This window comes from Paenibacillus sp. FSL K6-1566 (assembly GCF_038050475.1).
In the GTDB taxonomy this organism is placed as follows: Bacteria; Bacillota; Bacilli; order Paenibacillales; family Paenibacillaceae; genus Paenibacillus_AQ; species Paenibacillus_AQ lactis.
Genome location: NZ_JBBOSR010000001.1, coordinates 772,561 through 797,078, shown reverse-complemented (window position 1 = coordinate 797,078; position 24,518 = coordinate 772,561). Strand labels below are relative to the sequence as shown.

General features: G+C 53.4%; 25 protein-coding genes. 7 read left to right on the top strand and 18 right to left on the bottom strand.

What is annotated here, in order from left to right:
• The first annotated feature begins 344 nt into the window (after positions 1 to 344).
• The 3 genes from NST08_RS03515 (at position 345) to NST08_RS03505 (ending at position 1,581) form a co-directional block, all read left to right on the top strand.
• On the top strand, positions 345 to 659 hold the full coding sequence (locus NST08_RS03515; RefSeq protein WP_341341464.1) for a sigma factor: 315 nt from the start codon (positions 345 to 347) through the stop codon (positions 657 to 659).
• The gene (locus tag NST08_RS03510; RefSeq protein WP_341341463.1) at positions 584 to 1,096 is read left to right on the top strand and encodes a sigma factor-like helix-turn-helix DNA-binding protein; all 513 of its coding nucleotides are present in this window, start codon (positions 584 to 586) and stop codon (positions 1,094 to 1,096) included. Before NST08_RS03515 ends, NST08_RS03510 begins: the two co-directional genes overlap by 76 nt.
• Positions 1,097 to 1,170: 74 nt before the next feature.
• Positions 1,171 to 1,581 (top strand): VOC family protein, encoded by a 411-nt coding sequence (locus NST08_RS03505; protein WP_341341462.1) that lies wholly within the window; start codon positions 1,171 to 1,173, stop codon positions 1,579 to 1,581.
• Between the two features lie 183 nt (positions 1,582 to 1,764).
• On the opposite strand, the gene NST08_RS03500 is transcribed toward NST08_RS03505, so the two are convergent.
• The 6 genes from NST08_RS03500 to NST08_RS03475 form a co-directional block, all read right to left on the bottom strand.
• Positions 1,765 to 2,997, bottom strand: a complete 1,233-nt coding sequence (locus NST08_RS03500; RefSeq protein ID WP_210094349.1) for a sn-glycerol-1-phosphate dehydrogenase — start codon at positions 2,995 to 2,997, stop codon at positions 1,765 to 1,767.
• Complete coding sequence (locus NST08_RS03495) at positions 2,997 to 3,761, bottom strand: glycerophosphodiester phosphodiesterase family protein (protein ID WP_210094182.1); 765 nt, start codon at positions 3,759 to 3,761, stop codon at positions 2,997 to 2,999. The genes NST08_RS03500 and NST08_RS03495 overlap by 1 nt, the downstream gene beginning before the upstream one ends.
• 35 nt (positions 3,762 to 3,796) lie before the next feature.
• On the bottom strand, positions 3,797 to 5,140 hold the full coding sequence (locus NST08_RS03490; RefSeq protein WP_341341461.1) for an ABC transporter substrate-binding protein: 1,344 nt from the start codon (positions 5,138 to 5,140) through the stop codon (positions 3,797 to 3,799).
• Positions 5,141 to 5,236: 96 nt separating this feature from the next.
• Complete coding sequence (locus tag NST08_RS03485; RefSeq protein ID WP_232239462.1) at positions 5,237 to 5,977, bottom strand: carbohydrate ABC transporter permease; 741 nt, start codon at positions 5,975 to 5,977, stop codon at positions 5,237 to 5,239.
• Between the two features lie 127 nt (positions 5,978 to 6,104).
• Positions 6,105 to 6,983, bottom strand: coding sequence for a carbohydrate ABC transporter permease (locus NST08_RS03480; protein ID WP_007132470.1), 879 nt, complete (start codon positions 6,981 to 6,983; stop codon positions 6,105 to 6,107).
• Positions 6,976 to 8,031: an ABC transporter ATP-binding protein gene (locus NST08_RS03475; protein WP_028407394.1), complete on the bottom strand. Its 1,056-nt coding sequence runs from the start codon at positions 8,029 to 8,031 to the stop codon at positions 6,976 to 6,978. Before NST08_RS03475 ends, NST08_RS03480 begins: the two co-directional genes overlap by 8 nt.
• A gap of 356 nt (positions 8,032 to 8,387) precedes the next feature.
• Between NST08_RS03475 and NST08_RS03470 the strand changes: the two genes are divergently transcribed.
• Entirely contained in the window at positions 8,388 to 9,149 is a 762-nt protein-coding gene (locus tag NST08_RS03470) for a DeoR/GlpR family DNA-binding transcription regulator (protein ID WP_007132472.1), read from the top strand.
• Between the two features lie 283 nt (positions 9,150 to 9,432).
• Here NST08_RS03470 and NST08_RS03465 read toward each other — a convergent pair whose 3' ends face one another.
• Both NST08_RS03465 and NST08_RS03460 read right to left on the bottom strand, forming a co-directional pair.
• Positions 9,433 to 10,470, bottom strand: a complete 1,038-nt coding sequence (locus NST08_RS03465; protein ID WP_341341460.1) for a lytic polysaccharide monooxygenase — start codon at positions 10,468 to 10,470, stop codon at positions 9,433 to 9,435.
• Positions 10,471 to 10,917: 447 nt separating this feature from the next.
• On the bottom strand, positions 10,918 to 11,217 hold the full coding sequence (locus NST08_RS03460) for a hypothetical protein (RefSeq protein WP_007132474.1): 300 nt from the start codon (positions 11,215 to 11,217) through the stop codon (positions 10,918 to 10,920).
• Positions 11,218 to 11,425: 208 nt separating this feature from the next.
• On the opposite strand from NST08_RS03460, the gene NST08_RS03455 reads away from it, so the two are divergent.
• The 3 genes from NST08_RS03455 to NST08_RS03445 all read left to right on the top strand — a co-directional run bounded on the left by NST08_RS03455 (position 11,426) and on the right by NST08_RS03445 (position 14,088).
• Positions 11,426 to 12,841, top strand: a complete 1,416-nt coding sequence (locus tag NST08_RS03455; RefSeq protein ID WP_341341459.1) for an NAD-dependent malic enzyme — start codon at positions 11,426 to 11,428, stop codon at positions 12,839 to 12,841.
• Complete coding sequence (locus tag NST08_RS03450; RefSeq protein WP_341341458.1) at positions 12,834 to 13,439, top strand: class I SAM-dependent methyltransferase; 606 nt, start codon at positions 12,834 to 12,836, stop codon at positions 13,437 to 13,439. Before NST08_RS03455 ends, NST08_RS03450 begins: the two co-directional genes overlap by 8 nt.
• Before the next feature lie 130 nt (positions 13,440 to 13,569).
• Positions 13,570 to 14,088, top strand: coding sequence for a DinB family protein (locus tag NST08_RS03445; protein WP_341341457.1), 519 nt, complete (start codon positions 13,570 to 13,572; stop codon positions 14,086 to 14,088).
• Positions 14,089 to 14,182: 94 nt separating this feature from the next.
• Here the strand turns inward: NST08_RS03445 and NST08_RS03440 are convergent, their stop codons facing one another.
• The 10 genes from NST08_RS03440 to NST08_RS03395 all read right to left on the bottom strand — a co-directional run bounded on the left by NST08_RS03440 (position 14,183) and on the right by NST08_RS03395 (position 24,474).
• A complete protein-coding gene (locus tag NST08_RS03440) occupies positions 14,183 to 15,487 on the bottom strand; it encodes an LLM class flavin-dependent oxidoreductase (RefSeq protein WP_028407390.1) in 1,305 nt (434 codons plus the stop codon).
• Positions 15,488 to 15,537: 50 nt separating this feature from the next.
• On the bottom strand, positions 15,538 to 16,131 hold the full coding sequence (locus NST08_RS03435) for a DUF4825 domain-containing protein (RefSeq protein WP_028407389.1): 594 nt from the start codon (positions 16,129 to 16,131) through the stop codon (positions 15,538 to 15,540).
• The gene (locus tag NST08_RS03430; protein ID WP_232239456.1) at positions 16,128 to 16,811 is read right to left on the bottom strand and encodes a permease prefix domain 1-containing protein; all 684 of its coding nucleotides are present in this window, start codon (positions 16,809 to 16,811) and stop codon (positions 16,128 to 16,130) included. The genes NST08_RS03435 and NST08_RS03430 overlap by 4 nt, the downstream gene beginning before the upstream one ends.
• A complete protein-coding gene (locus NST08_RS03425; RefSeq protein ID WP_028407387.1) occupies positions 16,798 to 17,160 on the bottom strand; it encodes a PadR family transcriptional regulator in 363 nt (120 codons plus the stop codon). The genes NST08_RS03430 and NST08_RS03425 overlap by 14 nt, the downstream gene beginning before the upstream one ends.
• A gap of 222 nt (positions 17,161 to 17,382) precedes the next feature.
• The gene (locus NST08_RS03420) at positions 17,383 to 18,450 is read right to left on the bottom strand and encodes an anti-sigma factor C-terminal domain-containing protein (RefSeq protein ID WP_341341456.1); all 1,068 of its coding nucleotides are present in this window, start codon (positions 18,448 to 18,450) and stop codon (positions 17,383 to 17,385) included.
• Positions 18,451 to 18,604: 154 nt separating this feature from the next.
• On the bottom strand, positions 18,605 to 20,017 hold the full coding sequence (locus tag NST08_RS03415; RefSeq protein ID WP_210094186.1) for an alanine/glycine:cation symporter family protein: 1,413 nt from the start codon (positions 20,015 to 20,017) through the stop codon (positions 18,605 to 18,607).
• Positions 20,018 to 20,289: 272 nt separating this feature from the next.
• A complete protein-coding gene (locus tag NST08_RS03410; protein WP_341341455.1) occupies positions 20,290 to 21,054 on the bottom strand; it encodes a MerR family transcriptional regulator in 765 nt (254 codons plus the stop codon).
• Between the two features lie 185 nt (positions 21,055 to 21,239).
• Positions 21,240 to 22,025 (bottom strand): hypothetical protein, encoded by a 786-nt coding sequence (locus NST08_RS03405; protein WP_144878029.1) that lies wholly within the window; start codon positions 22,023 to 22,025, stop codon positions 21,240 to 21,242.
• 211 nt (positions 22,026 to 22,236) lie between these two features.
• Positions 22,237 to 22,905, bottom strand: coding sequence for a hypothetical protein (locus tag NST08_RS03400; protein ID WP_028407382.1), 669 nt, complete (start codon positions 22,903 to 22,905; stop codon positions 22,237 to 22,239).
• Between the two features lie 369 nt (positions 22,906 to 23,274).
• Positions 23,275 to 24,474 carry an acyl-CoA dehydrogenase family protein gene (locus NST08_RS03395; RefSeq protein ID WP_028407381.1) on the bottom strand — a complete coding sequence of 400 codons (1,200 nt, stop codon included), beginning with the start codon at positions 24,472 to 24,474 and terminating at the stop codon, positions 23,275 to 23,277.
• Positions 24,475 to 24,518 lie beyond the last annotated feature (44 nt).

The window sequence follows — 24,518 nt, the reverse complement described above, 5'->3', positions numbered from 1 at the left end:
TCCTGTGTCCAAAATTTTTGCGTATGCTCTCTTTTTGTGTTAAGGCGCGCTCACTACAAAAACAAAAACGAACAAGCGGTATCGAAAAAATATTGGTATAAGCTGGACTGTAAGACTCCGCTTAGTTTGTTATCGGCAGCTTAGGAGAGGAATTTAAGAGCTTCATTTCACTTTTTACAAAATTCGACTTCTTCGTTCGCATACGAAACGCATTTGGTGGATTTAGGAAAAAAGGACCAATGTAGTCTATTCATCACATCATCCATAGACCTATGGCAGGTTCGGCAGGACTTATTCCAAGCTTTATGGAATGTTAAAGGCAGGATGATTAGGAGTGAATACATATGGCTTTCGATTCCGAATTTTCAAGCCTCATAACCCCGTTTGTGCCTCTTCTTCGACGCTACTGTCTACAACTTGCATCGGGCTCTAGTTGGGATGCCGAGGAGCTGCTGCAGGAATCCCTGATCAAGCTTCATCGATCGCTATCCCGATCGCAGGATCGCCCGATACCAAGGCGTATTTATACCAGGTCGCCCGCAGCGTCTGGATCGACAGCTATCGCAAGCAGCGCCGTCAGGCCATGCTCTCTGGAGACGACTTACCGGAAAGAGAATACGAGGAGGACGGTTTCCTTATCCGGGAGACGATCGAACTGATCGCCGGCCGGCTTACTGCCAAGCAGACGGTGCTGGTCATTCTGGTGGACATTTTCTTGTTTACGGCCAAAGAGGCGGCTCAGCTTATCGAGAGCACCGAAGGAGCCGTGAAGGAAGCATTGAAACGGGCCCGCAAACGGTTAGCCAAGCTGCAAGCGGAGAACGGAGCATCCGTTCCGCCTTCTCCGCTGCAGGAGCCTTCCGGCTCACCGGCTTGGTTCAAGGCGCTGATTCACGGCTTTCAAACGGCCAACCCGTATGCCATTGCCAATGCCTACCTGTCCATCAGCGCAAACCGCATCACGCTGCGCCAGGTCCAGCGTTCCGGACAGGCGCTGTTCTTTACGTTCCGGGATCCTGACGGACATTTGCTTGCCTTTAGGACAAAATTTTTTTTCGAGCCCGTTTCTTTTTCCGCATCGTCTTCCGTTTCTTAGAGTGATCACACCTATGGGAAGGCGTAGATGAGAAACAAGTTAACCAATTGATATGAGGAGCGTGAAAGTAAACCATGGCAATTACACCGCACCGCGTTGCCGTAATTCAATGGCCGGTCAAAGACGTGGAGAAATCGCTGAAATGGTATCAGGAGCTGCTGGGGGTACAGCTGTCTTTCCCCTATACCCCTGGAAATCCCGCCGCTTGGCTGTGCATCGGCGATGTCGGATTTGGCCTCGTACAGGCCGAGGACATCCCGAGACTCCAATTTACCGATTCGCAGGGCAAGCTGCAGTCCATCGTCCAGCTTCAGGTCGATGAGATCCAGGAGGTGTACCGGCATCTGCAGAATAACGGGGTGGCCGTCAGCGAAATGAGGTATATTGAGGACGGCGGCTACAGCTTCAGCTTCACCGATCCGGACGGCAATCACGTTAGTCTGTGGGGCGGCTGGCCATCAACTGACGAAGAACGGCCCGAGTAGACAACCGGAATTTTAGCCTATCACGACACAAAAAAGCTGTTCTCCATAGCGATTCGTTCGCTAAGGGAACAGCTTTTTTGGTGCGGCTGGCCGCTACCAGGTGACTACTGTCAAGTTATTGAAGACAAGGTGTGAGAAAGACAGGCAGGCGCCCCTAAGGCATAAGCCCGCAGAAGTTTCGTCTTATCGGACATATTCGTTATAGATATGAAGCAAGGTTTTCCTGCTCGAACGAACGTGATGCGCTTCGCGAAGACTCCGCTGGAGCAGATCGCCGGATATCGGAAGCTCCGACACCGATGCCGGGCCGCCGACGCTGCGCATCAGCTCACTAAGCTCGAGCGGACTCGGGATTTGTTCCAGAAGCAGCCGGATGCCGTTCCAGTGCTCGGATACCCGATGACGGATGCGGTCCGCTTCCTGCTCCGCTTTCGTTCCCGTTTCCCCGAAACGCCCCGCGCGGATTTCAAGCCCTTCTTCCTTTATCGCATGATACAGACGCGAGATTTCAATGCAGGCTGCGCCCACCTTGGCGCCGTGGAGCAGCTGTTTCTTGCCGAGCCGGATAAACTCCATCTCCCAATAATGGGACAGATGATGCTCCGAGCCCGATGCGGGATGCGACTGACCGAACAGCAGCATCGCAAGGCCAGACTCGATCAGCGCCTCCATCAAGGTCCGGATTCCCTCCTCGGTCCGTCTCGCGATCATTCCCGCCGCATCCACGCATTTGCGGAGTGCCGCCGCCGTGATGTCCGCGGATCGGTCCAGGTAAGGCTCATCAGCGATCAGGCTGCCGAATCTCCAGTCGAAGAGCGAGGTGTATTTCCCCAGCATATCCCCGAACCCGGCAGCGGTGAGCGGTGCGGGGGCCTGCATGAGAATGTCGACATCGGCAAAAATCGCGCTTGGTCCGATGGCGGGGATCGTCCTTTTTTCCCCCCGCACGATAATCGGCGCTCCCTTGGACGTAAAGCCGTCCACGGATGCCGCCGTCGGCACCGAGACGAACGGAAGGCCGGCTGTATAGGCCGCATACCGGCTAATATCGTGAATCGTTCCGCCGCCCACCGCAAGCACGGCGCCCGCTCGGCTCTGCTGAATATCCAGAATAACCTGGATCAGCGAGGCTTCATCGGCAATGACATCATCTTTGGCATCAGGGCGAAGCAGCGTTACCTGCACCTGAAGCGATGCTCGGACGAGGAGCTCCTCCAATGATTTGCCGGCCTTCTCGTACGTATTGCGATCCGCGACCAAGACGGCCGAGGTCCAGCCTTTCTGCTCCAAGAAACCGGCAACGCCGGACAAAGCCCCGGATTCTATCCGGATCGCCTCGACTTCATCGAGATTGGCGAGATGCTGCGCCGGCAAATCTGCCGTCTGCTTCCTAATGTTCGATAACAAAGAGCTCATCATTGGTCACCCTTCTTTCGGGTTAGCGCAAGCGCCGGAAGCGGATCGTTGCAGGTCATGCCGGTTACGCCGCATTCCAGCGAAGCTTGCACCCCCTCCTCATCGTCAGGGCAGTAGCTCCAGACGAGCAGCCCTTGCTCCTGAAACCGCGCGACGATCGCCGGAGACAAGAGCGACATCTCAATGCCGATGGCCCACATTTTTGCATATGTGCCGTCTTCGCCAGGGACGAAATGCGACATTTTCTCTCCGGGAAAGCCTTGGGTCTTCATTCCGTAAGCATCGTGTATATAAGCAAGCACCTCGGCATCAAAACAGGTAAACACGCAGCGCTCCAGGTATCCGTGCCGGCCTAATATCGCGATCGTCAGATCCGCAGCTTCCTTGGCATCCGGACTTGGCTTAATCTCCACGTTGCACAGCACCTCGGGATATTCTGCCAGCAGCTCGCACAGCTCCTCCAGGGTCGGGATGACGTGGCCCTTGAACGCCTGCCCGAACCAGCCGCCCGCATCCAGCGCCTTCAGCTCCTCCAGCGTAAAGTCGCTTACCTTGCCGGTGCCATTGGTCGTCCGGTCGACGGTTGCGTCATGAATGACGACAACCTGGCGGTCCTTGGACAGCCGGAGGTCGAATTCCAGCATGTCGACGCCGAGCTCCAGCGCTTTGCGAAATGCCGCCAGCGTATTTTCCGGATAGGCCGCTTTGTAGCCGCGGTGTGCGGCCACCATGATGCCGGCTTGTTCCTGCAGTCGTTCGATCATAAGTTCTGCCACTCCTTTTTTCCTGTTGTTATCGATTACTGAGCCAAAATCCGCTCCGTTTCTTTCTTGAACGTGTCCAGCGTGGACGGGATATCCTTACTGTCGTACATGATGGCTTCGATCGCCGAGAAAAACTCATGCATAATTTCAGGCCATGCTACATCCTTGTTCGTATCGACGGCAAACTCCAGCTGATCGTAAGCAACCTTGCGGTTCGGCTCCTTCGCCCACAGCTCCTGCATCTGCTCCGATTCCACCATCTGCTTCGTAAACGGCAAATACCCGGATTGCAAAATAAACTCGAGTCCGCCTTCCTCCTCCATCTCCATCCAGCGGATAAACTCCCACGCGGCGTCCTTATTCTTGGAGGAAGACAGCATCGTGACATTCGCCCCTCCCGTCGGATTGGCGTACACTTCATCCTTCGGCAGGAAAGCCGTCACATAATCGAAATCCACCGTGCTGGCCAGACCGCCGATCGAGCCTGTGGATTGAAAGATCATCCCGACCTTGCCCTCCACGAACATGCTGTTCACAATATTCCCGGAATCCTGGGCCGGCGGATAATAAAGCGCGCCTGTGCTCTGCAGGTCCTTCAGGTAAGAGAATACCTTCTCTCCGGCTCCGTTATCGGCAAAGCCGATCGAAGTATTATCTTCATTGAAGAAGGAGCCGCCGGCCTGCGAAATCATCGCGATCGGGTACCAGGTATCATAAGGCATGCTGACCCCGTACCGCTTAAACTCGTTCCCTTCCTTCACCACAAGCGCGTTCGCGACTTCCTTCATCTCCTCCCATGTCGTCGGAACGGAGAGCCCGAGCTCATCGAGCAAGGTCTTATTCACATGCAAAATCGGAGTGGAGCGATTCAGGGGCAGCGAGACAAGCTTGTCGTTAAAATACGAGTGGCCCATCAGCCCCGGCGTAAAGTCATCGGCGCTGATCCCGGACTGCTCGAGATACGGGGCCAGATCCTCCAAAACTTCAGCATCGGCAAACATCTGCACGTAAGCCCGCTCCAGCATGCTCACGTCCGGGCCCGTGCCCGAAGCAATGGCCTGCTGCAGCTTGGTTACCGTCTCGTCATAGCTTCCCTGGAAGGTGCCGACAACCTCAATATCTTCATGCGATTCATTGAAGCGTTGGATGAGCGCATCCATATACTCCCCGTTCTTGCCGCCCAGCGAATGCCAAAATTGAACGGTCGTAACTCCTTCGCCGCGTGTCGGGGATTCCGCAGCGCCGTTTCCCGGGCTCTCGCCGGTACTGCCGCTACCACCGGTATTGCCGGTATTCGCCGTGCCCCCTCCCCCGCCGCACGCAGCCAGCAAACTGAACAGCACCATGATGGACAACAGCGTAAACCACTTGGATTTCATTTTTTCATTCCTCCATTATGTTTCGATAATTGCATGTAGTTTCCTGTCAAATTTAAGAGATTGTTCAAAAAGTCGCCTTTTGATTTACGAAATGTTTTATTTAATTCCTGAATACACGAACGCCTTCACGATATGCTTCGAGCAGAATAGATACACCAGCAGGATAGGTACGACCAGCATCACGTTGCCGGCCATGATGATATGCCAGTTGCTGATGCCCTCGGTTTCCCGCAGCATCGCGATCCCGAGCGTCAAAGGCCGAACCGCGGCCGAATCGGTCATGACGAGCGGCCAGAAATAATCGTTCCAATGACTGACGAAGCTGAACAGCGCAATGGTTGCGAGTGCGGGCCCCGACATCGGGATCATGATTTTCCGCATAATGTTGAACTCGCTGGCATTATCCAGCCGGGCCGCCTCGATGATTTCTTCCGGAATCTGCATGAAATACTGCCGCAGCAGGAAAATGCCGAATGCATTCGAAACGAACGGGATGATTTGCGGCAGCAGCGTCTTCACAAGCCCCCATTCCGCCATCATGAGGTAGACGGGAATGAATGTGACCTGGCCAGGAATCATGAACGCCAGCAGAATCATGCCGAACAGGACCGTTTTCCCCGGAAATTTATACTTGGCGAACGCATAAGCCGCCGGGATCATGACAAGGAATTGCAAAATAATGATGGAGCCTGTCACGACGACGGAGTTTTTGAAATACGTCAGAAACGGCCCGGCATTCATCGCCTCGACGAAGTTGCCCCACTGCGGCGAAGCAGGGATCCATGTCGGGGGAAACGCCATCGTCTCGCGAAGCGTCTGCAGCGACGTGGAGATCATCCACAGAAACGGAAAAATGAACAGGATCAGTACGGCGGCCTTCAGCACGATGCTCAGTGCTTGCCCAATGCTCTTCCATTCCAGGGTCTTCAAGCTTTTCCTCCTTTCTGCCTTAACGCGGCGGGGATTATTGATAATGGACCTTCTTGGCCAGCAGCCGGAAATAAACGAAGGTAAGAAGCCCGATAACGGCCATCAGCAGCACGCCCGTGGCAGACGCATACCCGATATTGGTCGTACGGAAGCCATAGATGTAGTACACCAGCGTCGTAGTGGCATTGTTGGGCCCCCCGCCCGTCATGACCTGAACGGTATCGAACACCTTGAACGAGCCGATGGTCATAATAATCAGGATGAAGAACAGCTGCGGCGAAATCATGGGCAGCGTGATTTTGTAGAACACCTTGAACTTGCTTGCGTTATCCAGCGCAGCCGCTTCATAGATGCTGGGCGATATGCTTTGAAGAGCCGCCACGATAATGAGCGTATAGTAGCCGATGGCCTGCCATACGGACACGATGATGATCGACATCAGGGCGGTCTTGGAGCTTTGCAGCCAATCCGAAGGCGGGAGCCCGACCAGTTTGAGAACATAATTGAGCAGTCCTTGATTCGGCTCCATCAGCCACAGCCACACGAGCGAGATCGAAACGATCGAGACCACATGGGGCGTAAAAATTCCGGCCTGCACGATGGAATTGAATCGTCCTTTCTTGTTCAGCCATACGGCGAACAGCAGCGACAGCAACATGGTCAGCACCACGACGCCGGCGGTGTAGATCGTGGTATTCCACAGCGCCTTATAGAAATCGCCCCGCCCCAGGATCTGCGTGAAATTATCCAATCCGACGAATCGGCTCTTGTCTTTGTTGAGCAGATTGTATTTGAAGAGGCTCAAATAAATCAGGTAGCCCACCGGATACATGACGAACAGAAAGATGCCCGCCATCGCCGGCGCGATGAGAACGTATGGACGAAATCCTTCCCAAATCCGCTTCTTATCCATGACTTTGCCCCCGCAGCCGCTCCAGGAAATCCAGGTAGCGCGCGTCCCGCTCCTCAATGCGGTTGCCATCCGCCCCGAAGAAGAACAGCTTATCGGCCGGCACGCCAAGGTATACCTCCTGATCGACATGGAATATATCGTCCGGGCACTTCACCATAAAGGACCGCCCATCCCCCGTCTTCACCTGGTAGATCGTCTCGGAGCCAAGCATTTCGCGCGTGGCAATCTCCCCTTTGGCAGAAAAATGGAACGATCCCGGCTCGGCGGCAAGGACGGCATTCTCCGGACGGAAGCCGAATGTGCTCCGGTCTTCGCCGAGCGGAGCGATATTCATCGGCGGCACGCCGATGAACTGAGCGGCGAACAGATTGCTCGGCTTCCGGTACACCACTTCCGGCGGCGCTTCCTGCTGAATGACTCCCTTATTCATCAGCACGATCGTATCGGCCATAGACATCGCTTCTACCTGATCATGCGTCACATAGACAAAGGTGGTGCCCAGCTTCTTGTGCAGCTCGATCAGCTCGATGCGCATCTGCACTCTCAGCTTCGCATCCAGATTCGACAGCGGTTCGTCCATGAGAAAGACGGACGGATTCTTCACCATCGCCCGTGCAAGCGCGACCCGCTGTCGTTGTCCCCCGGACAACGTGGAAGGCTTTCGGTCCAGGTAATCGGCGAGGCCGACCGTTTCTCCGATCGTCTCGACAAGCCGGGTCCGTTCCGCCTTCGGTACCTTGTTATTGACCAGCCCGAACTCAATGTTCTCCCGGACCGACATCGTCGGGTAAATGGCATAATTCTGGAACACCATCGCCACTCCGCGTTTGCCTGGAGCAATGCGCGTCACGTCCTTGCCATCGATGAGCACGGTTCCGGAGGTTTGCGGATCAATCCCTGCAATCATGCGCAGCAGCGTGGTCTTTCCGCAGCCGGACGGGCCGACGAGGACGGTGAACGTGCCGTCTTCGATTTTGAGATCCAGATCCTGTATGACGGGCTGACGGTCGAAGTATTTGCTTACCTTCACGAATTCAATGGATGCCAAATGCGATCCCCCTCACCTGTGTAATAATCTGATCATGCTGTACAGCGTAATGAACAAATCATCATGCATGAAATCCCTTTCAATCCCTGCTTATTTGTACGCATAAAATGAGCAGATAATGATCATTTTTGTTCATTTTTATTCAAATTGATTGTAGATCCGCTTTATTAGGAGAGTGTTAGCTTGGGGTTCGGTTTGTGTAAATTCGCGCGGCTCCTGCAGTTTTAACATTGGCTTAACGTTAGAAGGGTACAATGAGAGGGGACTAAAACGGTGAGCATAAAAGAGCAATAATGCGCATTGTATATAAAAATGCCGTGAGCCTATGCTCGATTCAGGAAGGGAGATATGATCGGTTGCTGGCACATGAAAGAAAGCGAAGAATCATTGATTATGTAAGGCAATATCGAACGGCTACGGTCGCCCAGCTTGCGCAGGAATTCGGCGTTCATACCGCAACCATCCGCCGGGACCTGGCGGAGATTGAACAGGAAGGCGCCCTGAAGCGCACTCATGGCGGGGTCATCATGGAGCAGTGGACGCGGAACGAGCCGTCCTTTAATGAACGTGCCAACGTTCACCGTGAGGAGAAAATCCGAATTGGCCAGCTGGCGGCCTCCCTTGTCGAAGACGGGGAGAATATCATTATCGATTCAGGTACAACAACGCTGCATATTGCTACCCATTTGATTCATCGGTCCGACATTACCGTTATAACCAACGATATGAACGTAGCCGTTGAGCTGCGGGATGCTCCTGGCATTAAGGTCATTCTGACCGGCGGGGAGCTGTACCCCTCCAGCTATATGCTGAACGGCATGTTTACCGATCACGTGCTTGGTTCGCTGCATGTGGAAAAGGCCTTCATCGGAACGCCTGCCTTGCACCCGCAGCATGGGCTGATGCACCCAGAAGCGCTGCTTGTCCCCGCCAAACAGGGCATGATCCGCGCCGCAGGCGAAATCGTCGTTGTTACCGACCATTCCAAGATCGGCAAGCTGTCCCTGCATACCGTAGCCCCAAACAGCGCAATTCACACCCTTGTCACGGGAACCGAAGCGTCCGATGCCGATATTCGGCCGTTCCAGGAACGGGGCATCACGGTGTACCGGGCGTAAGGGGATTAAACTTAAGGCAACGGCCTATCTTGACTGCTCGATGAAAATACAAGAAGGGACCCTGCCGGAGGCCCCTTCTTGTTTCATTATTGTCGCATGGAACGTCCCGAAATGTGTTATGTATGAATCGTTCCTCCCATCGAAGATGGAACGCTAGGGAGTCCTAACGCTTTCGCTTTTCATCACAATCCATAAAAAAGACTGTCCCGCAGTAGAGAAATCTACTTAAGGACAGTTCATTATTCATTCACATTAGAGAATCCTTGATAATCGAAGGAAATGCTTATGGGAGAAGCTTCCACACTTCGGCAGATCCCGGAGTCTCACCAAGCGTCCACCATCTTGCTTCATAGTTCTTCCCGTTGTACGAAACCTTGTCGCCGCCCAGATACACGGTGCTTGCGCTCCAAGCAGGGTAGGTTGCGGAGCTGCCGGATGTCGACACCGAGAGCGGTGCAGATGCCGCGGATTTGCTGCCGTTGCTGCTGACAGCGACCACGGTGTACGTGTAGGACGTTCCAGCCGTCAGGCCCGTATCATTATAAGAGGTTGTTGCGGATGTACCCACAAGGGTTCCATTACGATAAACCTCATAGCTGGAAGCTCCAGTGGAAGCTGTCCAAGCCAGGGAAACGCTGCTGCTTGTTTGAGATGGAGAGGTCAGACCTGTCGGAGCTGGTACGCTCGGGTTCGGGTTACCGTTACCGCCGCCAAAGTCAACATCGATGACGTTGTAGAATGCATTCGCCGTATCAGCTACTTCCCATACAGCCAGAATGACATGATATCCGGATTTTGCCGGAACGTTACAGGTTGATGTGTAATCGGTTGGCGGTTTTACGCCTCCGTAGTTAATCGAGCAGAACGGTGTCAGGTCGAAGGAGGCTCTGCTCAGCGGAGCATTTTGATCCCAGCCGTCCTTCGTAATGTAGTACTTCCAGCTTGCCGACACATGCGGAGCTGTCAAATGCCATTTGAACGTCGTCGTTCCTGGAGAAATGCTGACTTTGCTCCAGCGTGTAGCGGACTGCTCGTCAAGCTTAGGGAATGCTCCGCCTGCACTTGCAATCTTGCCGTCAGCAGGACCTGCTGCAGGCCAGCCTTTAGGAGCTTCCAAGCTCTGCGGCTCATAAACGATCGCGCCGCAATCGGAGTTAACCCCTTGCTTACACAGAAGCGCGCGGCTCGCCGGGGACTCAACATACCCGTGGGCAAATGCCTTATCCGCAAATAAAACCATGAATAAAGCCATCAACAGCATCGTGGAGCCTGCAATGATTACATGCTTGAGCCAAGATTTGTTCGGCAAACTTAATGTCATACAATGTTCCTCCTTTTAATTGTAAAATTCAATCAACTGCCGCAAGCGATTGTCGATCCCCTCTGTCTTGCACCCCTCCTTTGTCCGTAGCTCCGAGCGCAGAGCCGTTCCCTAAGTTCTGTCAAGCTTGGAAGAATCATTATAATGTCCAAGCTTTACCATCCCTATCATCATTTTAATGGATCTGCTTCCGGTATCCCATAATAGAAAACAACGATTTTTTACACAATCCAATGAGAATTGGATAATATTGTATCCCACATCAGACAAGCTTAGCTCGTCCACGACAATAGCTGACAGGTTAGCAAGCAAGAGCGCACGATCCCGGATTCCGTGTTTCGCGTTATAAATCAAAAAAAGAACTGCCCATAGTAGAAAAATCTACTTATGAAACAGTTCTCTTGTACGCTTGCCGCACCGGAAGCGAGCCGGCCGTCTTTTAGGAGATCACTCAACGCCATCCTTGAAGTTCTTCTCGTACCGCTTATCCCCTTTGTGCTCCAGGTCTTCGATCGTCATCTCCAGCGTGTGCACGATCAGCTCCTTCACCTGGTTAAGGGTATCAAAATAGACACTCTCTTCGGAGCCGACGATCCGCACCCCGCTGAGCGCTTGAACCGCTTGGTACCTTCGATGCTCTTCAGCCAGATCGTCCACGGCCTGAAGCGTATGCTTCATTTGAAGAAACAGGTCTTTATGGTGCTTGCTCTCCAGGCGTTTCTCGAGTTCCTCGATTCGGGCATTCATCGTCTTCTCTCCTTCACCGTGTAATGATTTGGATCCAATCCCCGTATACGCTGCTCCCTGCCATTAATTTCTTTATGCGGATCCGGGATTGTTCGATCCGGGAAACAGGAAATTGACCAGCGTTTAGCGAAAGATCTTATTGTTAACATTATACACCGTTACACCCACTAACAATCATGTCAATGATTAAACACACATGGAGGTAGCAATGGAAAAAAACGGACTCGGAGGAAAGAGCATTATTCTCAGACTGGAAATGAACACGCAAGACATCAAATTCGGCCAGGTTGCATCCGCGATTTTCGAAGCCGGGGGAGATATGGTGGCGATCGACGTCATCCAGTCCAGCGGCCATATCACCGTCCGCGATATTACGATTACGGTTACTGACAGCGTCGATATCGGCAAGATCACCGACACCGTCAAAAATTTAAAGGGCGTTCGGCTCGTCAACGTATCCGACCGCACGTTCCTTATGCATCTCGGCGGCAAAATCGAAACTCAGCCCAAAATTCCAATCCAGAACCGCGATGACCTCTCCCGAGTCTATACGCCAGATGTCGCCCGTGTCTGCGCAGCCATACAGGAAGACCCCAAGAAGGCCTATACCCTGACAATCAAAAGAAACACGGTCGCCGTCATCTCCGATGGAAGCGCTGTACTGGGACTCGGCAATATCGGTCCTTATGCAGCGATGCCGGTAATGGAAGGCAAGTCCATGCTGTTCAAGCAGCTGGCGGGCGTGGATTCGTTCCCGATCTGTCTGGACACCCAGGATACAGAGGAGATCATCTCCTGCATCAAAGCGTTGGCGCCTGCCTTCGGCGGCATCAATCTGGAGGACATTTCGTCTCCGCGCTGTTTTGAAATCGAGCAACGACTGCGGGATGAGCTCGATATCCCCGTGTTCCATGACGATCAGCACGGCACAGCCGTCGTATTATATGCGGCGCTCATCAATGCCTTGAAAATCGTCGGAAAATCGATTGATCAGATCAAGGTGGTCGTCTGCGGAATCGGTGCCGCCGGGGTCGCTTGCAGTAAAATTCTCCTCTCGGCCGGAGTCAAAAATCTCATCGGCGTCGACCGCGAAGGGGCATTAGTTGCCGGTGGCAATTACAACAATTCGATGTGGCAGTGGTACGCGGAGCATACGAACCCGGACAAGGTGCAAGGCTCGCTGCAGGAAGTTATTCGCGGCGCCGACGTATTCATCGGACTGTCTGCAGGCGGCCTGCTCCGCCGCGAGGACGTACTGGCGATGGCCGACGACCCGATCGTCTTCGCCATGGCCAATCCAACGCCGGAGATCCGGCCCGAAGAGGTGGAAGACATCGTTGGCGTCATCGCTACCGGACGCTCGGATTATCCGAACCAAATCAACAACGTGCTTTGCTTTCCGGGAATTTTCCGCGCGGCGCTCGACTGCAGAGCGACCACGATTAACGAGGAAATGAAGCTTGCAGCAGCGGAGGCTATCGCGTCGGCTGTACCGGATGATGAACGGAACCCTTCCTACATTATTCCGAGCGTATTCAATCAAAACGTCGTAAAGGCTATCCGTGAGCTTGTTGTAAAGGCTGCGATCAAAACCGGCGTAGCACGGAGAATTCCGCGTGAATAAAGGGGCGCTGATCCGGAAGTTCAACAAGCAAGCCGCCATGTACGAAAGAAACTCCAGGCAGCGTTATATCGGGAGATGGCGGCAGCGGCTGCTTCAGGACGTCTCAGGACAAGTGCTTGAGGTCGCCGTCGGTGCCGGTGCGAACCTTCCGTTCTATCAGCGGGACAAGGTCGAGTTGACCGCGGTCGACTTCTCGCCGGAAATGCTGAGCCGCGCGCGGCAATTTGCGGTGGAGCTTGGCATTCAGGCGACTTTTCTTGAGCATGATATCGAGACGCTGGAGCTTCCGGAGCGGTCTTTTGACTGCGTGGTGTCCACGCTGTCGCTATGCGGCTACGAGGATCCCTTGGAAGCATTGCGCCGCATGAACCGCTGGGCCAAACCCGGCGGCCGCGTCTATCTGCTGGAGCATGGGGTCAGCGCCAACCGGCTTATCGGCCTCGCCCAGCATCTGGCCAATCCTGCAGCCCGGCGGATATCCGGCTGTCACTTCAACCGCGATATCCTTCGCATCGTGAAGGACTCACCGCTGAAGGTGCTTCGATCCGAACGCTATTGGAACGGCATCGTCCACTTGATCTGGGCGCAAGCAACCTAATGGCGCACTGATCATTCTGGCGCTTGATTGAGCATAACATAAGCCTTCCTGACGAATCATCATTCTGGCGGCTCTATCTGCATATGAGTCTATGTATGAGACAGTAAATTCTTAAATCGGGGGAATCGTTATGAATACAAGACCGGATTCAACAGAATATTTGCCTTTGGCTGAAAAGTACATCAGCCTGGTGCCTGACGGAAACATAGTGGATGTGCTGCAGGAGCTGCATGACGATACATTAAAGACGCTGAGCGATCTAACGGAGGAGCAAGCAGAGTACCGGTATGCCGAGGGAAAATGGAGCTTGAAGCAGGTGATGGGCCACATCGCGGATGGGGAGCGTCTATGGAGTTATCGTCTGCTTCATATAGCCCGCGGGGACGCCCGGGAATTTTCCGGCTATGACCGGGAGGCATTCGTTCAAAACTCGCCCTTTGCCAGCCTGCCGCTGAAGGAAGTGCTGCGGGATTACTCCGCGGTCAGGATGTCGACCTTAACGCTCGTGGGAAGTCTGACGGAGAAAGGGATGCTTGCGCAAGGCAGCTTTAACAACTACCCACTCTCCGCCCGAGCAGCCGCTTATATCATTGCCGGTCACGAAATTCATCATATGAATTTGATTCGCGATAAATATTTAAGGTCATGAATGAAAAAGGGCATCGGCACCGGAATCGCCAACATTCCGGTACTGGATGCCCTTTTTTATAAGGATGTACAGGTCAACCCGATCGGTCTTCCGCTTATCTAAGTCTGATCCCCAGATGCTCTCTCAATGTGCGCCCCGAATATTCTGAACGAAATATTCCCCTTTGCTGCAGCAAAGGCACCACCGAATCCACGAATCGCTCCAGCCCGCTTGGCAATAAAGGCGCCATAACATTAAAGCCGTCGCAGGCTCCGCTCCTGAACCAGTCCTCGATCATATCCGCGATCTGATCAGGACTTCCGGTAACGGTCATATGGCCTCGTGCCACAGCATAATGCCGTCCCAGCTCCTGAACGCTCATTCCGCTTCGCTTAGCCGTCTCTATAATCATGACCGCCCGGCTGCTGTTCCCTTCCTTGGGGAGATCCGGTAACGGCCCATCGGCCGGGTATCCGCTCAGATCCGTATTCAATAGCTGTGACAGATATTTAACCGCAGCCTCCGGCAAAATAAGCTCGCTCCACATCTGCCTGGATTCGCGGGCTTCCTCCTCGCTCTCCCCGAGGAATACGAGCAGGCCCGGCATTACTTTTACATCATCCGGTTCACGCCCATATTCGGTCAGCAGGCTCTTAAACCGTTGATAGTACCTGATGGCCTCCGCCTTATCCTCGCATGCCGTAAATACAACATCCGCCGTTCGCGCAGCCAGCCGTTGTCCGGCGGCCGAGGTGCCTGCCTCGATAATCACGGGTCTGCCTTGCGGCGATCTTGGCATGTTCAACGGCCCTTCGATGCGAAAATATTCCCCTTGGTGATGAACCCGGTGGATTTTATCCGTATCGGCAAACACGATTCCTTCCCGATCCACAACTACAGCATCTTCCTCCCAGCTGTCCCACAGGCCGGTAACCGCCCGCATGAATTCTTCCGCCCGTTCATACCGCTTCCCATGCTCCAGCAATGCAGCTGATCCGAAATTCCGCGCTTCCGCATCCTTGGTGGAGGTGACAACATTCCAAGCTGCCCTGCCACCGCTAATATGGTCCAGCGTTGAGAGCCTTCTGGCCAAGCTATAGGGCTCGTTGAAGGTGGTTGAAGCGGTCCCCGTCAGGCCGATATGTGAGGTCACGCCCGCCAAAGCGCTCAGCATCGTCAAGGCTTCAGGCTGAAGAAAGCTGACATTGGTTCTTAAATCCCCTATTAAAGGAATCGAGTTGTTGTCCGCAAGGAATATCATATCGAATTTTCCGCGCTCAGCGGCAAGAGCGCAATCTTTGTAAAAGGCTAAATCGATCGGCCGGACTTTCGACGACTCCGGATGACGCCATGCCGCGATATGATGACCGTAATTCATCAGAAAAGCACCGAGACTCAATCGTCTCTCCTGTTGGCTCATCGTTATTCCTCCATACATTCAGACACTGTGAACTGAGGTCTTACACACTTCTATATCGATGATCTATCCTTCTTTTGCGAACTTGGTCTCACAACACTCGTGACAAAGTCGGTAACTTGGTCTTCATCAGCTATGCGGGATTGGACGTGGGTCCTCCACAAATCGATATCGCGCAGAAGCGCAACGCTTCCTACTTCCCGGTACCATGTCTCAACCTCATCCCGCCGAATCGTAAAGCTTTGATCTTCAAAAGTGAATATCAGCTCCTCGAGGTTATCGATCAATGCAAAATTCGCCGTTGAATTATACATGAACAATGCATTCAGCTTATCAGGGGCAAGCTCCCCTGCTCTAGCCTGATACAGAATCTCGGCTGTCAGCCGGTCAGGGTACATCTGAAAGGTTCTTCCGATGCTGCGAAAAGGCAGGGATGCGTTCAGATTGGCGAAGTTCGCCGCATTCCCCATATACTTGTTCGAATACGGTATCGATTGACGGATGTCATGCGTTAACGGATCGTTTTGCTCAGCCTCGTATCGAACCGCCTGCGCATTCGCCCTGGGCTTGATGAAGCCTTCCAACGCGATGAGGCCGCTGATGCCGATCATCAACAGTACAACGATCCATACATTTTTTCTGCTCATGCTTCCTTCACCTCATGTTTGTCGGTTAATCTGGAGGCCCGATGAACCAGCATCGGGACGATCACCGATGTCAAGGGAAGGGCAAGCTGCATTGCGAGGACATACAGCGAATAGGGCCCATCTACCTTAAGGGGACGGCCAAACCAAATATCACTGCCGAAATGCAAAATAAACGTATACGCGGTAACGACGACCATGAATATCCCCCAGATCGCCCACGCCGTCTTGGGCCAGTGCGACCGTCCGGCCGAATGGACGACAGCCGTTTGCGTGTCATCTCGTTTTAGATGCGAGGACACGACTAAAAACATGATGCCGGCAAGGGCGGCCAAGCACAGCAGAAGGGAATTAATCATCACCCCGCTAGGCATAATCCGTGCAGGCAGAGTCAGTATCCATGCCAGCAGAATATAGATCAAGGCACTTTGCAGAAGCTCATAACGATAACGGGTAACATACATCCTCGGGTTGTCATCGAGCAGGTCATCGATTCCCTCGATGCCATCGATCGCTAAACGGATTGCCGCTTGACGGTCCATTCCATGAGCCATCTCATCGGCAACCTTTGCCTCCAGATTACTAAGAATCTCCTGCTTCAGCTCCAGCGTCTCCCTTGTCTTCCGATGATTCGCAAATAACCGATTAACGTAAACCTCCAATTCATGTTCATTCGACATCATGATCCAGCTCCTCTCCATATCCGATCAAGTCATCGATAACGACCCGCGCAGCCTTCCATTCACTCCTGTTTCTTAAAAAACGCTCACGCCCTTGCGGTGTAAGATGGTAATATTTCCGTCGTCCTCCTTGGGTCTCCTCCCCCCAATACGAGCGTATAAGCTCCTGCTTCTCTAGCCTTCGCAGACTGGAGTACAGCGTTGGCTCCTTAAGCTCGAATCGTTGGCCGCTTCGCCTTGCAATTTCTTTAATGATTTGATACCCGTAATTATCTCCGTCCATGAGCACGCGAAGAATAAACGTGTCGATGTTTCCCCGTATCAAATCGCTGTTATGTAATGATTCAAGCAACGTTTCCGAAGCCTCCTCTGACGGAAAGAATGGGATTAATATAACACACATTACTATGCGTGTCAAAGTAATATCAAAGACATAATAGTTCCTGATTCATGCTTCCGCTGAATGCTGGGACAGAAAAAAGGGGCTGCCGCCGTCCTAGTAGACGCTCTTGCGGCAGACCCTTCGATTCTCTTATTAACATGCTGTCTTTCTCTTCCATTTTGCCGTTGCTCGTTAATCCCAGTTCCATACCTCGATGCGGCCCAGCCGGAATTCGCGAAACTCCGGACGCTCTTTAAGCCGCTGCAGCTCCTTCACCGGCCCCGTGACCGTCGCCCCGTACACCTGAACCCCGTTTTTCTGAATATAGGCAAGCCGCTGTTTATCCTCATCCTCCCCGTTATACGAAGCATTGTTGATCATCCATTCGATGTCCGACTTCATATGCTCCACATGCTCGGACATATTGTGTTGATCTTCTTCCGGCTTAAAATAAATCTGCCACATGGACAGGCTGTTATCCTCCCTAAAGCCGTATCTAGGCTTTAGCGACAAATGCGAAACATAGTAATCCTTGCTGTCGCCCAGCGAATAACCAACCTCAAACTCTTTAAGCTCCCCTGCATATACCGGCATCCCCGTTATGGCAAGATCATAATCCGCAAGAAGCTTGAGCAGCTCCTCCGGCGGCATTAATGTTTTCGTTGAGAATGACAGCTGCGCAACATGACCTTCTCCGATCTGATCCAGAAGTTTAAGATCGCTTTCCGTCTTCGGGTTTGCCTCTATCGTCTCCTCAAACATAACCGAATAGGGGAGGATAAATGCAGGCCGATCATCCTGATTAAGATAGGGACTTGTTCTCGCGACCGAATAGGTCAGCTTGCCGGAGATGCTTAGTTTCGCGTGAACCTCTCCGGTGATCACCTGCCATTTGCCCACATCCCGATACAGTTTCAACGTTGTTTTTTGGGTGAGGAACGGGGTAACCTCAATATTCGGAAAGGCCGGCTTCTCCACCCGAAGGCCATCCTCGTGAAGCTCAATAACCGATAGGACTGCCCGGTTAAATTGCTCACTCCTCCCTGATCTTTCCAAGTAAATATGAATAGCCGAAATATAAATGCTATAAAGCAATAACAACAGGATAGCTGCGCCAAGCACGTTCGTCAGAAACTTCACCCTTGTCGGCCAAATCATGCGGTTACGCCGATCCTTAATCCGTTTTCCGGGCTTCGACTGTCCTTGCTCGTCAACAAAGAGCACCTGCCCCTCCTCATCCGCTCCATTACGATCGCTCATAAAACACCAGACCTCCCTCCTTCTACTCATATAGACAACGGGAGTATTCGCTTAATGTTACGAAAAAACATAAAATAAAACGCTACGGCTGCAGCTTCCCGCTGCAAACCGTAACGATTTAATGCTGAATTTTATATAAAATGAGTAGATCCGTTCAGAGCGAACCGGGCTTTCCATCCCAGCACTCCACATCTTCCAATCCCTTGATGCTCGCTTTGGTAAAGACCGGATCCAGCCCTTCCCGCCGCTGCTTCAAGTAATCCTTCAAGGCGGCAAAAGCCACCTTGGAAAGCAGCGTTATCGCAATCAGGTTTACAATAGCCATCAGCCCCATGAACAAATCGGCAAGATCCCATACCAGCTTGACGCTGGTAACGGAGCCAAAGATCACCATGGCCAGCACACAGGCACGATAGAGCCATATCCAGGCCCGATTCGATTTCAAAAATTCGATATTGGTTTCGCCATAATAATAATTGCCCAGAAGCGTGCTGAACGCAAACAGGAAAATCATGATCGCCAGAAAATCCGACGCCCATGCCCCCATCTCCATGCCGAGCGCCGCTTGGGTCAGGGCAACGCCATCCAGCCCGGTCTCTTTATATGCGCCCGTAAACAAAATGATGAATGCCGTGCTTGTGCAGATAACGAGCGTATCGATCAGCACGCCAAGTGATTGCACGAGCCCCTGCTTCGCAGGATGGCTCGTCGTTGCGGTTGCGGCAGCGTTCGGGGCGCTACCCATCCCCGCTTCATTGGAGAACAATCCCCTTTTGATGCCGTTCATTAGGGCCGCCCCGAGGGTGCCGCCTGCAATCTGCTCATAACCGAACGCGCCTTTCACAATCAGCGTGAGCACCTCCGGCAGCTTCGTAATGTTGGCCAGAATGATATACAGCGCGGCACCGACATACAGAACAGCCAGCACGACGACGATCAGCTCCGACATTTTCGCAATTCTCTTCACACCGCCAAAAATAATAACGGCGAAGATGGCAGCCATCACAAGGCCCACCGTTAAACGGCTCGAGCCGAATGAATTTTCAAAGGCGATCGTGATCGTATTCGACTGAACGGCATTAAACACCAATCCGAAGGATAATGTGATCAGCACGGCAAACAATGCGCCCATCCAGCGCTTCTTCAGGCCTTGCTGAATGTAGTACGCCGGACCGCCGCGGAAGCCTCCTGCGCCGTCCTTTATCTTATAAATCTGCGCCAAAGTGCTTTCAATAAAGCTGGAAGCCGCTCCGATAATGGCAATGATCCACATCCAGAACACGGCGCCCGGCCCTCCGAGCGATATCGCGATCGCAACCCCCGTAATATTTCCGGTTCCGACCCGCGCCGCCATACTGATGGCAAATGCTTGGAAGGGAGAGATGCTTCCTTTGGCTTTCGGTTTGGATTCCCGGATCACCCGGAACATTTCACCCAGCAGACGGAACTGCAAAAACTTGGTGCCGAACGTAAAATACAGCCCTCCGGCAATAAGCAATACAATGAGCAGCTTGGACCACAGAAAATCATTGATGATGTCCACCGCATGTTGAATAAACAGCTCCATAATTCCCCCCGTTTTATATGAGATAAACACCGATTGGTGCAGGATTTGTGAAAATTAGTCCAAAGATCATCTAACCATTTTTACCCTGCGGGTGACAAGGAACAGATTGTGGAAATTGGCCGGCCTTTTGAGCCGGGGGATCAGGGGGAATGGAGCCTATGGCACTGTATATCCGGACATAACGAAAACCCCTCTACTGCGGGTTAACCGCACGCAGAGGGGAGCTTCTCTTGAAGCTGATGACATCAGCCTCGTGTCATGGCGATGGGTCCTTAAGATTTCATGCCGGTGTAAATCAATATCGCGTCGCGCAGAAACGCCGCCGTTCCCGTCTGCTTCGCATCATAATGTGCCGTAAACCGCTCATCATCCACATACATCTGGGCAAGCCCCGCATGGGCCTCCTTGCTGTAATCGCTCCAATAATACGTGAGCCACTGCTTATGCAAATCCGCCGCACGCTGTGCCAGCTCCCCGGCCGGATCCCCCTGTTTGAACGCTTCGGCAAGCGTTGCATACAGATCGTCAGCCAGACGGGTCACTTCCTCGTACTGCTCCTGCGTCATGCCCTTCAATTTCGCATTGGACCGGTCTACCGTCTCGTCACCATATTTTTCACGGATTTCCTTGCCGTATTGTTGCTCATTGTCGTCAATCATCTTCTGCTTAAAGCCTTCGAATTTCTCTTGATCGCTCATGGTTATTCTCCCTTCAGTGGAGGCAATCGACTTCTCCACATTCGCAATCAGCAGATCGAGCTGCCGTCTCTTGTCAAGAAGCTGCACATGGTGCTCCTTCAGCGCCCGGACCCGGTCAAAGGATGGCGAGGCCATGATCGCCTTAATGTCTTCCAGCTGAAGCCCCAGCTCCCGGTAAAACAAAATCTGCTGCAGCCGGTTCACTTCCTCCTCCCCGTAGATTCGATATCCTGACGAGCTGATTCTGGCCGGCTTCAGAATGCCAATCTCATCATAATATCGGAGCGTCCGGGTGCTGATCCCAGCCAGCCGTCCAAGCTTCTGTACGGTATATTCCATGATTTCACCTCCTGACATCCTAAACTGTACACCTTAACGTAACGTTAAGGTCAACAGGATCATTGCAAAACATTCGCCCAATTCGTAAAAAGAAGACTGCGGGACCCATCGCCCCTGCAGTCTCCAGTATATCCGGTCCCCCCGGCTTGTACATTCCATATCTTAAACCATCCATGAGATCTTAACTATTCGGCGGCTGACTCAGCTTCCGTATCCGTCTTCGATGCATCAGATGGATTCGAATCCGTGCTCTTCTCATGGATCCATTGCTTTAAAGGCTCCGTCAATTGCTCCTTCAGCTTCTGCAGCAGCTCTTCCTCCGTCATGCCTTTAGCGTCCGCCAGCTCGGCCAGCGATTGCCCGCCCTCAAGGCCCGCCTTCAATTCGTCCTCCGTCATCCCGAGCAATGCTGCGATTTCCTCAGGCTTGCCGAACTTTCCAAAGCCGCGGCCACCTTTGCCATGCCCCTTCATCAGAAGCTCTTGCGCACTCCCATCAACCGCTTCCGTTAATCGTTCGTTCAGCCCTTCCTTCAGCTCCGCCGCCTTTGTGTCCGATATGCCGTCCTCGCTTAGACGCTCATCCAGCTTCGCGGATTCCAGCGCGACCAGCTTCTGCACAAAATCGGATTTGGACATGCCGTTATTCTCAGCAATCTCTGCTAATGTGCTGCCAGCTTCGAGCGCTGAACGGATATCGCTTTCCGTCATACCAAGCACCTCCGACGCCTCCGTCATCAGATGGCCGCCAAACGGACCGCCGCCCCGGATTCCTAAACGCTTCCCATCGCTGCTCTTCACGGCATCCGTGTCCGTCCCGGCGTTTGTGCCTGCCTGTCCAGCCTCTGTTGCGGAAGCCGCTGCATCCGTGCTTGCTGCGGCGAAGACCTTGCTTTGCAGGTATCCCGCTCCTCCCAAAACTAGAGCTGCCGCCATACTGCTTACCATCACTTTTTTGCTTATCGGATTCATTGCAATCTCTCCTTGTGGGTGATTTAGATTTGCTTACAATCCGAAGTATAGAAGGCGAAGCTGAAACAGGGCTTAGAGCAGCCTTATGCCTGGCTTAGGCCAAGCTGAAGGTTTGCTGAATGCAGCAATGGGGCACGCCATCTGCATATCACGGAGCCGATCTCTATTGCAAAGAGCCTGATCCCGAGCTTCGGGATCAGGCTCTGCCAGCCTAACGAAAGGACCAAGTGCGAGCATTCAAGACTTTGCGAACCGTCAGCCACAAGGTAAGAAGCAACAGCAATTCGAACACGTTCGTCACGACAGAGCTTTCAACCGGGATTGGAATGGCGCTTCCCGCCGCCATCAATATGGTGCCGATGAATAGCAGGGGCGACCGTTCTCTGCGCCATACGGTCACGCCTGCAAGCAGCAGCGGCACAAGGACGATCATGACCATCAGCGGCGGGCCGGACGATTCGGTGGATACGTATCGAAGGGCACCGTATTGATGTGAAGGGGCAAGCGACAGATCCATCGTTACCGTGACAACCTCCAGCACGATGAGAAGGACGGTCACGAGCCAAGCCCCCCAAGCGGCCCCCGGCTTCCGGGCCCAGGCGCTTCCCGACCGCCGGATCAGATCGAAGGACACCAGCGCCAATAAAGGCGTTGCCAAAGCATGCACCCAGTAGCGCGATAGATTCAGCTGCTCAAGCAGCCTCCCTTCTCCGATCCACCTGCCAAGTCCGATAACTCCGTTGTCCCAAACCAGCCCCGCCGTCACCACGAGCAGCAGATACCGCAGCCCGGGCGATGGATCCCGCTTGAACAGCACCAGGCCATAAACGAACAGCGCCATATACAGAGCGGCCAATATCAAGTAGAGTACAGCATCCATACTTGTGTCAGCTCCCTTCCAGTCCATCATCTTTTCGCTTAAGCCTATCGAAATCCGTTACCATTTATACCCTGTAAACCGCCCCGTTAACCGCATCCTCGGGGTTGTTATCGGCTAAGCGGGAAGCGGGCTCTGAGAAATAACGGCTTTATCATCATAATGCCCAATCATTGCCGTCATGCATGTAATAACAAAAAAAGCGCCAGAAGGAGCTCTCCCCCTCTAGCGCTGCATGTTATTCTAATTCTCGCATCACGTTCGGCCTCCGTGGCTGAATACCGTTATATCACGCCAAGCGCCGCGCTCCGGAGCTTAGTACGGTGCTAAATGTGCTTCGCCATAGGCTTCAGATGGTCATTGTCGGCCGGGTCAACCTTGATCCGGCCGTTCCTCCCGCTCTCGAATCGCCTGCTTGGCCAGATTCGTCAGAACCATATCGTCCATCGGCGGATTATGAAGCCCTGCCCGCACGTCCCGGTACATCCGTTCGAGCGGGAGCTTCCGGGACAAGCTGCTTCCGCCGACGATCCGCATCGCCTGATCCACAATGCGGACAGCCGCATTGGTCGCCGTATATTTAGCCAGCCCCAGCTCCGCCTTAAGTGAGGCCCGGTTGTCCGGCTCCCGGTCCCAGCGGTCGGCCACCTGGTACAGATAGGTCCTGGCCGTAATCAAATCGGCCTCGATCAGAGCGATCTGCCTTTGGATATGCGGCAGCTCCGCAATCGGCACCGTCAGCGAATTGGGCCGGTACCGCGCCGCAAAATCTATCGCAAAATTCCGGGCCGCATAAGCGATCCCCAGATAACAAGCCGGAATATGAAGCAGCGTTCCTTCAGTCGGTACGGGAGAGGACGGCATCTCGTAATTCTCGTCCCGAATCACTTCCGAATCCGGTACGAATACGTCCTTCAGGACGACGTCATGACTTCCCGTCGCACGCATGCCCATCGTATCCCAGGTCTCCTCTAGCTCCACGCCGGGACCGCTCCGAACGAGAAACGCCCCCTTACGCTCGCTGCCTTCGATTCCCGCCGTAACGACAAATACCTTTAGAATCGGGCTTAACGTGCTGAAGGTTTTGCGGCCCGTGATGCTCCAGCCTCCATCGACCTTTACCGCCGTCGTCTCGGGCCGGCCTCCCCGGCTCGGGCTTCCGGTAGCCGGCTCGCTGGCCAGCTCATTGATCACGATGCCTTCCTTGACAATCGATTCGCACAGACTTTCAAACAATGCCTCGGGCCATGCCCGGGTCAGACGCTGCTTAAGTATGAGGCTGATATGCCAGCCGACAGCCAGTGCGGTGGAGCCGTCTCCGCGCGCCAGCCGTTCCTGGGCCAGCACCATTTCATAGACGGAGGCTTCCTCTCCGCCAAATCGCTTGGGAACGGTTAGTTTTAAATAGCCTGACGCCTTGAGATCTTCAAAGTTCTCGTACGGAAACGATCCTTCCCGATCATGCTTGGGAGCTCTCTCCGCGAATATGGCGGCCAGCCGGTCGGCCCGCTCCGCAATGTTCGCCTCGCGTTCATTTCGTATGAATGGATCTGCGGCATAAGATCGGTTCAAGCTCGCCCCCTCCTTTTCAATACCGTGTATTCCGGTAGCAATAT